The following is a 12,379-nucleotide window of genomic DNA, read 5'->3' on the forward strand; positions in this document are numbered from 1 at the left end:
GATTACTCCGCGTGCCGGCCGTAATCCGCACCGCTGCCGTATTTCCACGCGTCGAGCCATCGGCGCACGCGGTATTGGGCGATAGGCGACAGGTTCCGAGCGAGTGGCGCGATCGCCGGTCCCAGCGCGTGCAATCCGGTGTAAAGGGCAAGGGCAGCATAATGGCGGCTCCAGTCCAGAAGCGCGGGGATACCCACGTGGGGAATCACAGGAAGAACGACGTAGGGTTTGGCGATCGCGGTCAGGACGAGAGTTTGGGTCAGCGCGGAGAATTGCACCACGTCTTGAAGAAAGGGACGCAGGACGCGATCGCCGCCGCGTTCCATGACGGTGAAGACGGCCCCGAGCAAGTTGTTCGTGCGTTCCTCGGGGATAGTTTGGTGCAGTCCGATACTCATCGCGCGTTGGAACAGCCAGGTGACGGCGATGTTGGGCTGGTAAGGCTGCAACAGCGCGAGGTCGCGGCAATCGAGGGCATCGGTTCGGAGCGCGTCGTCGATGCCGTGAGTCAAGCGCGGGAGATGCCGGACCAGCGAGCCGAAGCCGCCGAAACTCACCGGAGATTGCAAGCCCGCACTGTCGCCAATGGGAAGCACGCGCGCCCAGGGAACGCGGAGGGGACTTTGCCGGTAGGACGGGAAGAAGCCGAAAAGTACTCGCTTGAAGTTGAGGCGATCGAGGTCCACAGTTTGGTAGTGGGGCAGCAGGCGGAAATATTCGTCCAGGAAGAATCGCAAGCTGGGACGATCGCGGTCGGCATCTAAGTACGTAAACAGATACGTCGTGCGACCGTCGCGGGCGGGGAAGGCTTCCCAGAAATACTGGCACTGGTGCTCGACGGACGTGAAGCTAGCGAGCAGATCGCCTGTTTTGTTGTTGGGATAGCCCGTTGCGCAGCTGCCAACCACCACACAAGCGCTGTCGGGTGGGGCTCCGTTACGAGCTTGGCGGGCGATTGGGGAGAAGTTACCCATGGCGTCAACGAGCAGACGCGATCGCACTTCGAGGGTCTCACCGCACTCGGCAGTGATGAGGACGCCGTTGGGGTGAACCGTTGCATTGGTGAAAGTGGCACGTTCGATCAGGCGACCGCCGGCTGCGAGGAATTGGGCTTTGAGGCGGTCGAGCAGGAATACCGGGTCGATGCCGATGTTGAGGACGTTATCGACCCAAACATCCGGGCTACCGAGGAATCCGACGCGGGCGGGGTTGTATTCGGTGACGATCGCTTGCTCTAGTTCTGCTTCTGTTAGAAGGTTTAACTCTAGGAAAGAGGTAAGTTCCTGACGGGAGATGTTCCATTCTTGGTCGCGGCCGCGCAGGATCGATCGTTCGATCAGAGTCACGCGCCATCCGCGCTGCTGCAGGGCCGCACCGATGAAGATACCGAGGGTTCCGCCGCAGATCGCGAGATCGCAGTCGAGCTTGTTGAGGGGTTGGGAAACCGTTTTGACAACTTCGGTGACAGGAGCGTCGCCGTTTCGGACGGTCTGCCACAGGCGATCTGCGGCAGCGAGGCCGCTGGCAACATTGCCGGGCAGTTCGGAGAGAATGCGGTCGGTGACGCTCATGGTGGCCTGCAGGCGGGTACGGTTTCGATCTTAGTTGCCGGCAGTTGGGGGCGATCGCCCGCCTCAAGACCGAGATCTTGGAACTGTAGCGGAGACACCTTGACAGGTTCGGTTAGGCAACTTTACCGTCGGACCCAAAAGCGATCGCGCTGCCCTTAAACACTAAGGATTCGTTATGAAACCGTTAAGCCATCGCACGAAGATTGTTGTCACGATCGGACCGGCGAGCAATTCACCAGAAGTGTTGCGGGAAGCGATTGCGGCGGGCATGAATGTGGCGCGCCTGAATTTCTCCCACGGCAGTTACGAAGAACACGCGCGGGTGGTCTCGTTGTTGCGATCGCTGTCCGAGGAGTTGGGAGTCCCAACTACGCTGCTGCAAGATTTGCAGGGTCCGAAGATTCGTGCCGGACAGTTACCAGATGGCGGGATCGCGCTGAAGGCAGGCGACGAGATTTTGCTGGTGCCCCAGTCAGAGTACAACGGGAGGCCGATGACGGCATCGATCGACTACCCACACCTGGCGGAAGAGGCAACGGCGGGGATGCAAATCCTGCTGGACGATGGCTTGTTGGAGTTCGAGGTCATGGCCGTCGAGGACTTGGCGGTACGCTGTATGGTCGTGCAGGGCGGGCTGCTGAAGAGTCGCAAGGGGGTAAATTTGCCAAATTTGGACGTGCGGCTGCCGTCGATGACGGAGAAGGACAAACAAGACCTTAAGTTCGGGGTGGAGCAAGATGTAGACATCGTCTCGCTGAGCTTTGTGCGGCGCAGGTCGGACATTCTGGAGCTGAAGGAGCTGCTGGCACAGCACGGACGTCCGGATATGCCGGTGTTGGCAAAGATCGAGAAGCCCCAGGCGATTGAAAACCTCGAAAGCATCCTGGACACCTGTGATGCGGTGATGGTGGCGCGAGGCGACCTAGGCGTAGAGATGCGTCCGGAGAAGGTGCCAGTGCTGCAAAAGCACATTATTAAGCGCTGCAACCTGAAGGCGATTCCGGTGATTACGGCGACGCAGATGTTGGACAGCATGATTCGCAATCCGCGACCGACGCGGGCTGAAGCCAACGATGTGGCAAACGCGATCGTTGATGGGACTGATGCAGTGATGCTATCGGGAGAGTCGGCGGTGGGTGACTTCCCAGTGCAGTCGGTGCAGATGCTGGCGCGGATTGCTGAGGAGATGGAACCGACGCTGGAATTTGTCAATCATCCGCCTGCTCGCTCGGATAGCTTACACGCCCTGACGGAGTCAGTGAATACGATCGACCGTATTCTCGATCTGCGGTGCATCGTGGCGTTTACGATGACGGGGTTGAGTGCAGTAGTGGCAGCGGCAGAGCGACCGGACGCTCCGGTGGTGGCGTTCACACCGGACGTGCGGGTGTATCGCCGGCTGAATTTAATTTGGGGGGTGAAGCCTATGTTGTTGGAGCATCCAGCGTCGGATCTGGAGCACCTCATCGGGCAGATGGAGGGAATGCTACGCGAGCGGGGGCTAGCGGATACTGGCGACAACGTGTTGGTGCTAGCAGCAAGCCCGCTACAGCATGCAAACGGGACGAATATGTTGAAGATTCACACGGTGAGATAATCCCGGAAGCGGATGCAGGGAGATAAATCCCCTCCATTGCTATCCCTTGAATGTTGGCAAGTGTGGGCGGAGACAAAAGGAATAGCGTGGTTGGTTATCAACTAGTTTGACTGGGCCTGGAGGGGGATTGGGGACTTTGTCAGCCTAGCGAGCTGGAATGATGGACCGCAACTGGACCTGGTAGGACATCGCAACCGATCCCGCAATTCTCTAAGTCACAACCTAACAGCTCGATGTTGAAGCGATAACCGACGTTACGAATTGTTTGAATGAGATCGGGTTGGCGAGGATCGACTTCGATTTTTTTGCGCAACGACAGAATATGCGTGTCGATCGTCCGCGGGTTGTCGATTGCCTCCGGCCACGCCCGCCGCAGTAACTCGGTGCGGCTGAGTGCAACTCCCTGGGCTTGAGCCAATACGTATAGCAGGCTGAACTCCTGCGGAGTCAGGTCGATAAACTGCCCGCGCAGGCAGACCCGGCGTTGAACGAGGTCGATTTTGAGATCGCCGAAATCCAGCTGTAAAGGTGCCGAGATGGCGCGCAGCCGGCGGACGAGTACTTCCACTCGTGCCATGAACTCCTGCATGCCAAAGGGCTTAGTCAGATAATCATCTGCACCAGAGCGCAGCGCAGTCACGACATCGCGCTCGCTGTTGCGCGCTGACAGAATGAAAACCATCATCTGGTGATTGAGGTGCAACCAGCGGCAGAACTCGATCCCATCGCCATCGGGCAAATCCGAATCGAGCACGACCAGCGAAAACGGACGACTCTCCAGAGCCTTCTTTGCTTGCTGAATCCCAGCTGCCTGAGACACCCAGAACCCTGCCTGCTGTAAGTGCCATCCCAGTAGCGATCGCAGGTGCGGGTTCCCCTCGACGATTTGAATGCCAACCGAGTCCACGTTAGTTGCTCGTTAGATACGGGTTGGCCAAGGCTAGCAGGGCCAATGTCAAGATTTTGTAACAGCTGTTACAAGGCTTACTCCACATCGACTATTTTGCAGCGGGTTGGGATTCGCAGGTCGGCTGTAACTCCGATCGTTCCAGCAGCGCCCATTCAATGGGGGCGTTAATGGGTAGCTGCTATGCGGTTACTCTTTCTAGGAACCTAGCGGGGTCGGGAGCCAAGAATCGACATTGCTTGTCCACTACAATAGTGATTAAGGGAAGTTAAGGCAGATGCTGGTCTGCCCGACCGCTTGACGCGCTCCACGTTCGCCAATGCTTCAAGATCCACAGGCCATTCGCTATTACCAGAATTTATCCGACGCACTGGTCGATAGCTGGCATCGCGGCTACCGCTTCGATAATTTGCGCCTGTATATCGATGGCTATCTGGCATGTTTGCGAGAGACGAAAGTGCTCGAACCTTTCTTAGTGCATCGCATTGAAGAGGAAGCCATACGCTTCCTGCGCGACCCGTCGAACTTTGAAGACTATGCTTTACCCGAGCCCGAGACGCGCTATTACTAAGTACTATGGCTCAGCAGCATTTTGGTGGTGACGCTCGCGAGCGATGAGTCGATTGCTGCGAACCGAATTTACTGACTCAAGCGATCGCCCGGACTCTGGAAGTGAATCTGACGGGAGCCTCTCTAGTTTTTTGTATAAGCAGTCAGAGAGATTACCCAATAGGGAAAAGGGAATATCGTTTGTATTTTAGTGTAAATCCCCGGGGCAGAGTGAGGGTTTTAGCTACTTCGGACAAGCAGTTTCTGCCCCCCCTTTTCGCTGAATGGAGCGGATAAGCCTCGCTCTGGGTGGGCGATCGCTGCTGAGGACTGTGTTGGCGATCGCATCAGGCGATCGCTTGCCTTCAAGCGACCGGTTCGCAGGAAACTTACCCACGATCGGCTGGTGAATAGAGTCAGGTCGGTAAACCCTGCGAGAACTACCCAAAAAGCCCACTTGCCAGGTTCGGCTAGCTGGTAGCGGGAGCGCGATAGAATACGGCGTTAGCATCTGCCGAATCCCGCGATCGTCATGCCCCCATTAGATTTCCTGATCGTCGACGTTTTCGCGGTCGGACCTTTCACCGGCAACCAACTGGCCGTGTTCCTCGACGCGGGCGACCTGAGCACCGAACAAATGCAGCAGCTCGCGCGCGAGATGAACTATTCGGAAACCACCTTCGTGTTGTCGCGATCGCCCCGTGAGGGCGGTTACGACGTCCGGATCTTCACGCCCAAGCGCGAACTCCCCTTTGCCGGCCATCCCACCCTCGGCACCGCTTACGCGATCGCCCGCGAACTGATCGGTACCTTCCCCGAACGTCTCGTCCTCAATTTACCCATCGGTCCGATCGGCGTGACCGCCAGCTCTGCCAATTCGGACGCCTACGACGCAACCGGCGAGACGATTTACTGGATGCGCCAGGCTCCCCCCAACCTCGGTCCCGAGCTGGACCCCGCCGCGATCGCGGCTGCAATCGGCTTGCCTCCAGAGGCGATCGATCCCGACTATCCCGTTGAGGAAGTCTCGACCGGTTTGCCTTGCGCGATCGTGCCGCTGCGATCGCTCGCGTGGCTAAAAAAAGCGCGCCTCAACCGCGAACGATTTGCCGCACTCGCTGCAATGACCCAGTCCCAGGCCATCCTCATGTTCTGCCGGGACACCTACCATCCCGAGAACGACCTCTGCGCGCGCGTGTTCGCTCCCGGTGCGGGCGTTGATGAGGATCCGGCAACTGGCAGTGCTAACGGTTGCTTGGCAGCTTATCTCGTCGCGCACGCCTATCTTGGCAACACTGAAGAAATCGACGCGCGGGTCGAGCAAGGCTATGAAATCCAACGACCGTCGCTGCTGCTCCTGCGTGCCAGAGCAGATGGCAGGGCGATTTCCGTCGAAGTGGGCGGCCGCGTCGTCCCGATCGCGTGCGGAACGTTGATTGCGGAATGTTGATTTTAGGACGCGATTCAAGAGGCTGAGGGCTTAGGATCGCCGACGGCGGCACCGCTCGGAGCAATACTTGACTTCATTCCAACAGTCGGCCCATTTCTTGCGCCAGGTAAACGGGCGATCGCAAACGGGACATACTTTTGTTGGAAGGTCTACCTTATTTCGCTGCCGGGCCATGACGCGGTCGAGTTGAGGATTTGGTGTTTCGATCCTAGCGGCTGTCGCATTCGGGTCGAACCCCGCACCAGCACTAACGGTCGCTCGGAGGAAGCGGGGAACGCAGATTCTTAACATAAATGCGATCGCAACGCGGCGTGTCCACACCCGTTGCCGGTTGGTAGCCATTGCGTTCGTAAAGGCGCACGGCAGCCGCTAATACAGTTGCCGTTTCCAACCAGATTTCGTGCCAGTCGCGGGCGGCAACTGCGGCTTCAAGTTCCTGCAACAAAAACCAACCCAACCCTTGTCCGCGTGCTTTCGGAAGCAAATACATCTTGCGAATTTCCACCGCGCGATCGCCGCGATCGCGCGGATAGTAGGCACCCGTCCCGACGAGTTCGGAGTCGCGCTCCACGACCCAAAACTCTCCGCCGGTTTGCCAATAATGCGATTCCACCCCCACCACATCGCGATCCGCCGCTTCGGGTTGCCAGGGTAGTCCGTATTCCATCAACACCGAACAAATGACCCGTGCTGCAACCTCTCGATCGCGGGGTTTCCAGGGGCGAATTGTAAAGTCTCGATAGACAGATGGCATGACCGAATATGCGGAACATCTGACGGCAGATACCTTACCTTATCCGACCTTTTCCGACTTAGCAATGATGCAAGTGCCGACGTTCTCCGACTGACAAGTCGAGATAGGTTTCATAAACTAGCGGACAACTAGAACCGCTCGCTTCAATCAACCGTTATGAATGCCATCGATTCCAACTACGACTTGGCCGGTTGTACCTACATGCAACCGCGTTCTTGGCAGACTGCTACTCGCGTGAACTGGCTCATCAACCACTATCTCACCGACAAACATTTGAGCGATCGCGTGCGCGATTTACCCACACAGTTCGCCGATCCTCAACCCCGTCTGTGGGAGACGATTAACTGGAACGCGATCGAGCCCGAGCACATCCTCGGCATGCCAACGGATGACTTTCTTGCTATCTTGAGCGGCATCATCGATACCGAAACCCCAATTCGCTGGTATACCCAAACAAGCCGACAATATCTCGAACCCATTCATCCCGAAATGGCCCGTTTTGTAGGCGGGATCGCGACCGATGATGGTACCCTTGTCGAGCCCGGTTTGTGGGAGAAAGAAGAACGCCAACACGCCCCTGCATTGCGCAAAGTTTACCGACACTTAACCGGACGGTCGTACCTTCCCAATCCGCCATCGCCCAAACTGTATCGACCGTCTGGGTCTCCGTTAGCCGACCTATACCGCCACGGTTTGCATCGCGTCGTAACCGAATGCGGCGCGACGTGCTTGTACATTTGGCTGATGGCGCGGACGACCGGCCCCCTGCAGCAGGTATTTTACGAACTCGCTCGCGATGAAATCAACCACGCGTGCAAATTCTGGGGGTTCGGGGTCTGGCTTTATCCGGACTCGTATCTCGCACGTTTGTGGCAGGCGATCGCGGGCGATCGCGTCCCTTCTGAACGTCAACTAACCGATTCCGTGCCCGTAGAGCTTGCTCCCGTGCGCGACCTATCCCGCACCTTCTATCGAATGTCAAGCGTACTGGCTTGGAACGATTGGTCGGCCGCCCATAAACTCGAATTTGTCCATACGTGCGCGCGGGTCATGGGGCGTTTGTTGAGCTGGCACAGAACCCTGACACCAGAGTTTCTTCGTACGCAGTTTGGGCAGCCACCAGCAGTCCGATAGCGCGCCCAATAACCAGAGCGCCTGTTCCTGCCCACCGATACAGACCACCGTTCAGCTGCGGAGATCCCTCTAGTGATGGCAAAATCCACTGTCTGCGATCGCGATGCGACGCAATTGGTTTCGACTCTCCCCGACGACCTCGATCGCCAGCGTTTGCCGCATCATGTTGCGGTCATTATGGACGGCAACGGCCGGTGGGCGCGCCAGCGCGGGTTGCCGCGCCCGGTCGGCCACCGTCGAGGTGTGGGGGCCTTGAAAGACCTACTCAGTTACTGCCGAGATTGGGGCATTGGAACGCTAACAGCCTATGCATTTTCAACTGAAAACTGGCACCGTCCGAGCCAAGAAGTCGAGTTTTTATTGTGCTTGTTCGAGCGATTGCTGCAATCCGAATTAGACGCTCTCGACGAGAACGACATTCGCTTGCACTTTATCGGCGAACTGTCGGAACTGCCAAGCGGGTTGCAACGCAGTATCGAACGCGCGCGGGCGCGCACCCAAACGAATGAGGGCGTACGGTTCAATGTTGCGGTGAACTACGGCGGACGCGCGGAGATCTTACGGGCTTGTCGCCGGCTGGCCTGCCAAGTTGCTGAAGGTCGGCTCTCTCCAGACGAGATCGATACCGCACAGTTCGCCCGTCAGCTTTACACCGCCGACGGTCCCGACCCAGATTTGCTCATCCGGACGAGCGGCGAGCTGCGTCTGAGCAACTTTTTGCTCTGGCAAGTGGCCTATGCAGAACTTTACGTCACCGATGCATTTTGGCCGGATTTCGATCGCGCGGAATTCCATCGAGCTCTGGTTGCCTTCCAACAGCGCGATCGGCGGTTCGGTCAACTCAAAAGCAGTCGAGATACATAACGGCATATCCCACGTCACGTGCTATCGATCTGGTTATTTGTATTCGACTAAACAATAGCCGCGACCGAGTAGGCGATTGCGATGAAATGAGAGCACTCCGAAGACATTGGGAAATTTACCGGCGATGCACGCTACTGCGTAGAGCAGTGCGTTGCGGCGGCCGCACTGCGATCGCTTGAACCGAAACACCTTGTAAATCATTAGCGGATACACGAGCGCGATCGCTAAACTCAGTCCGCGCGTCGGCCAAGCGAGTCCGAGGGCAACGGTAGGAACGATCGCCCCCCAGAGCAAAATGCTGCGACATTCTTTAACGCAATACCTCTCGGGTTCGCGACCGTGCAACCACGCTCCCTGAGCGCAAGCATGACCCGCCCGCAAGGCCCGTTGCCACCATTGCCGAAAATGCACCATCGCCGCATCGTGCAGCGTCATATCGGCGTCGATACGGAGAACTTTCCATCCTTGCTGGCGCAAGCGGTAGCACAGCTCCGGTTCCTCCCCGGCAATCAGGTGTGGAGCGAATCCACCAACCTGCTTGAGTGCGGCAACGCGCATCATGGCATCGCCGCCACAGGCAAGGGTCTCGCCAATCGGCGTGTTCCATTCCAAATCGCACAAGCGATTGTAAGGCGATCGCTCGGGAAAGCGCTCGCGACGGCGCCCGCAGACAGCAGCAACCTCCGGGCGTCCTTGCAGGGTCGATCGGGCCGTTTCCAGCCAACCGGCAGCAATCTCGCAATCGCCATCGACAAACTGCACGTATTCGAGGGTTGAATCGAGTTCCATCAGCCGCACCCAGCCTGCATTCCGCGCGCGTGCTGCCGTGAATGGCTGGGATAGATCGAGCTCGACAACATCAATTCCGCGTTGCTTAGCAAGTTCGATACTGTTATCGACGGACCCGGAGTCAACATACACGACACAAGCCACTTTCCCGACAATCGCGTCGAGGCATTGTCGGAGGCGATCGCCTTCGTTGCGACCGATCGCGACGAGCCCGAGTTTGGATAGATCTGATGTCACGCTATTTGCTGTGGACTTGCATTACTTGCTCATAGGAATCTCTATAAATTTCTGCTCAGGTGCCACTATCCCACGAAACTCTGGCTCTACAAACCAGTCTTTCGTTTTGCACAAGAGGAGCATGAACTTCCTCTCCAGCCTGCCTCATTTTTTCTCCTAACCTGGATTATTCACGAAGTTTTTGACGAAGCCTCAAACCCTTGCTCTGACTAGGCTCCAATCTATGTGTATAGAAACGCACTGTCATTGAGCGAAAAAGTCTGCAAGCCTTGCAAGGTAAAAGGTTTAGGGTCTCCGCATAAGAGCTCATGATTAATCCAAGCTAACCTTTACTTCCTACGCTCGATCAACCGATTATTATAACTTTTCATGTTGTATGCCAGGTTCTTCAGTCCAATCCACATAGATACACTCAGAAACAAGACAATCAGAAAAACTAATCATCCTTCTCCATGAAACTAATGTTTCTGGGGTTGAGACTATTTAAAGAATCCATGAAGTCCTAGTGGGGAAGCGTAAGAGCGCGCCGAACATCTTGACCAGACTCAAGCAGATAACCTTGACTCACGCTCGGCTGACAGGTGTCCGACCATGCAAATTCTCGTTTAGACCTAGGCAAATATAAGTCTGTGGCTTGCCACTTTTCAGCTAGGAGATAAAGATTGAACGATTACCAGGTCAATGCGTGTCTAATCCAGAGTGCCCACATTGACACCTCGGAAGTTGGCTAGCCCCAAAAGCAAAGGTCGAATTTAGACAAGTGAGGGGAGAGCAAAAGAGATGGAGTGATAGCCGATTAGCAAAATAAATCTTACGGGGCATCAGCTCCTGCAGGTAGCGGCTTTCAATCTACATGCCTCAGACAATACCAGACGTTCGAGCCCTTTATTCGTGTAGACTGCTAAAGAGTTTACAAATCAGTACTGAAAGAAGTAGCCAAACAAAATGGTTGGCTAGGGCTCGGCCCCATAGTCGTCATGAAAGTGACTCACAGTAGGGGCAGAAGACCAAAAGGTGATCGCTCCTCATAACGATCACCTTTTGCCGGTTGAAAAAGAATCACTCGTCTGTTTACAAAGCTATTCTGATTCGTACTTCCCCGACACCTTGCAAGCAAGCCGTCCCCTAGTTCCAGGGTTGTTGTTGCCCCTTGCATTCATGTTGATGGTGACAGATTTGACTAAACTAACGCGACCTACCCCTGGAATCCCAGTGTCAAAACTCTCTTCACCTAAGCTCAGGACACAATGTCCACCATCTCCACGTCTATCAAGTTCCTCAACCTTGATTGAATCCTTGATGATCGAGTAATCATCTTCAGGTGTTTCCTCCTCAGTATCAGGCCAAGTGAATGATGCGTTTGCCGATCTACGCCTTCTACCAGGAGTAGTTGGTGGAGAAGTAACGTCACCCTGCTCACTAAAGAAACGTTCAGCAGCAAGCGCTTGATAATTAGAGGGTTTGACTAAAGTGGGGAGCATCAAAAAGGATGTGACAATTAGCAAAAAAGCTGAAAAGAAAGAGATGAACTTTCCAATGGACCGTTGCATGTTTTAAACCTCCGAATTGAAACATGATTACATCAATCAAAGGAACGGACTAACTTCCAGAAAGTGAGCCGCAGAAAGGGCTGAAGGTCGAGGGGATTGAGTTCCGACCTTGGGCTCCGGCGCCGAGTTAGTTTGGCAGTAACTTGCCTGATAAAAGAATAGCCGATCACCTCCCAACAAGCCAGCCCCTGAAACAACTCTTCAATTGAAACGGTAACGCATGAAAACGGGCGGAAGCCTAATGCTTTGAAAGTGAGCCGCGGCAAGTCCGGAAAGTCGAAAGGATTAAGCTTCGACCGTCGGCTCCGGCAACCTGCTAGGGCTCGCAGCGGTTCGTTTTTTGAAAGAAAAATCGATCACCTATCAGAAAACCAACTCCTGAAGCTAACCTTCAGTTTAGACGGAAGCTGAGCTGAAAAGGCAGAAGCCTAACGCCCGCCGCAACCGGGCATGAACGGAAAGCGTTGACTCAGTCGCCGTGTGTGTGAATGAGTGCTCCGGTTTACGGCTTTGTTACTTACCGTTGTGTCAACGCGATCTGATAGTAACGGTTACAAGAATGTCGTTATAGCCGTAGTCAGACGAGTCCTCAAACCCGAGCTCGACGTATCGCGCGCTTTCAGATTTGACTTGATGGGGGCTTTATACCACGGATTTTGCGCACGTGGTGGACTGCTTTTGTTCCAGCTCGTGATCATGTAGGTCGCATCGTGTGGAACGATCGGCGCATTCCAGTCACTTAGACTGCATGCATAGTTACCACGTTCGGCAAACACTTGTGGATCGGTGGGATCGTTGTTGTAAATGATCGCGGCATTTTCATACCACGATTCGCAACTAAAGTGAAACTCCGCACGCCGATTGGCTGGAACTTTCAAGACGTAAATCTTACCTTGGTCAAGCGACAGGTTTCTATCGGGACCCCAGTTTGCCATAGTAAGGCTCCTGGGTGCGTGTCACCTTCTACAGAGAGAATT

General features: G+C 55.5%; 13 protein-coding genes. 6 read left to right on the forward strand and 7 right to left on the reverse strand.

Annotation, left to right across the window (positions count from 1 at the left end; translation table 11 throughout):
• Positions 1–2 precede the first annotated feature (2 nt).
• A complete protein-coding gene (locus KR51_RS01620; RefSeq protein WP_022604145.1) occupies positions 3–1,571 on the reverse strand; it encodes an NAD(P)/FAD-dependent oxidoreductase in 1,569 nt (522 codons plus the stop codon).
• A 175-nt stretch (positions 1,572–1,746) separates the two neighbouring features.
• Between KR51_RS01620 and pyk the strand changes: the two genes are divergently transcribed.
• Complete coding sequence (pyk, locus tag KR51_RS01625; RefSeq protein ID WP_022604146.1) at positions 1,747–3,168, forward strand: pyruvate kinase; 1,422 nt, start codon at positions 1,747–1,749, stop codon at positions 3,166–3,168.
• A 139-nt stretch (positions 3,169–3,307) separates the two neighbouring features.
• Here pyk and KR51_RS01630 read toward each other — a convergent pair whose 3' ends face one another.
• Positions 3,308–4,075 carry a response regulator transcription factor gene (locus KR51_RS01630; RefSeq protein ID WP_022604148.1) on the reverse strand — a complete coding sequence of 256 codons (768 nt, stop codon included), beginning with the start codon at positions 4,073–4,075 and terminating at the stop codon, positions 3,308–3,310.
• Between the two features lie 319 nt (positions 4,076–4,394).
• Between KR51_RS01630 and KR51_RS01635 the strand changes: the two genes are divergently transcribed.
• The 3 genes from KR51_RS01635 (at position 4,395) to KR51_RS01640 (ending at position 6,074) form a co-directional block, all read left to right on the forward strand.
• The gene (locus KR51_RS01635; protein WP_022604150.1) at positions 4,395–4,646 is read left to right on the forward strand and encodes a DUF6761 family protein; all 252 of its coding nucleotides are present in this window, start codon (positions 4,395–4,397) and stop codon (positions 4,644–4,646) included.
• A gap of 262 nt (positions 4,647–4,908) precedes the next feature.
• Positions 4,909–5,034 (forward strand): hypothetical protein, encoded by a 126-nt coding sequence (locus KR51_RS20860; RefSeq protein WP_269634863.1) that lies wholly within the window; start codon positions 4,909–4,911, stop codon positions 5,032–5,034.
• Positions 5,035–5,156: 122 nt separating this feature from the next.
• Positions 5,157–6,074, forward strand: a complete 918-nt coding sequence (locus tag KR51_RS01640) for a PhzF family phenazine biosynthesis protein (protein ID WP_022604152.1) — start codon at positions 5,157–5,159, stop codon at positions 6,072–6,074.
• Between the two features lie 30 nt (positions 6,075–6,104).
• On the opposite strand, the gene KR51_RS17905 is transcribed toward KR51_RS01640, so the two are convergent.
• Together KR51_RS17905 and KR51_RS01645 are read right to left on the reverse strand one after the other, a co-directional pair.
• Positions 6,105–6,248, reverse strand: a complete 144-nt coding sequence (locus KR51_RS17905) for a DUF2256 domain-containing protein (RefSeq protein WP_022604153.1) — start codon at positions 6,246–6,248, stop codon at positions 6,105–6,107.
• A 73-nt stretch (positions 6,249–6,321) separates the two neighbouring features.
• Entirely contained in the window at positions 6,322–6,828 is a 507-nt protein-coding gene (locus tag KR51_RS01645) for a GNAT family N-acetyltransferase (protein WP_022604155.1), read from the reverse strand.
• Between the two features lie 156 nt (positions 6,829–6,984).
• Between KR51_RS01645 and KR51_RS01650 the strand changes: the two genes are divergently transcribed.
• Positions 6,985–7,962: a hypothetical protein gene (locus KR51_RS01650; RefSeq protein WP_022604157.1), complete on the forward strand. Its 978-nt coding sequence runs from the start codon at positions 6,985–6,987 to the stop codon at positions 7,960–7,962.
• A gap of 75 nt (positions 7,963–8,037) precedes the next feature.
• Positions 8,038–8,826 (forward strand): isoprenyl transferase, encoded by a 789-nt coding sequence (locus KR51_RS01655; RefSeq protein ID WP_022604158.1) that lies wholly within the window; start codon positions 8,038–8,040, stop codon positions 8,824–8,826.
• A 33-nt stretch (positions 8,827–8,859) separates the two neighbouring features.
• On the opposite strand, the gene KR51_RS01660 is transcribed toward KR51_RS01655, so the two are convergent.
• From KR51_RS01660 to KR51_RS01665, 3 genes are all read right to left on the reverse strand, one after another.
• Positions 8,860–9,852 (reverse strand): glycosyltransferase, encoded by a 993-nt coding sequence (locus KR51_RS01660; RefSeq protein ID WP_022604159.1) that lies wholly within the window; start codon positions 9,850–9,852, stop codon positions 8,860–8,862.
• A 1,079-nt stretch (positions 9,853–10,931) separates the two neighbouring features.
• Entirely contained in the window at positions 10,932–11,402 is a 471-nt protein-coding gene (locus KR51_RS19075) for a hypothetical protein (protein ID WP_022604161.1), read from the reverse strand.
• Positions 11,403–11,953: 551 nt separating this feature from the next.
• Positions 11,954–12,337, reverse strand: a complete 384-nt coding sequence (locus tag KR51_RS01665) for a hypothetical protein (RefSeq protein ID WP_022604162.1) — start codon at positions 12,335–12,337, stop codon at positions 11,954–11,956.
• Between the last annotated feature and the right edge of the window lie 42 nt (positions 12,338–12,379).

The sequence above is a fragment of the Rubidibacter lacunae KORDI 51-2 genome (assembly GCF_000473895.1).
Classification (GTDB): Bacteria; Cyanobacteriota; Cyanobacteriia; order Cyanobacteriales; family Rubidibacteraceae; genus Rubidibacter; species Rubidibacter lacunae.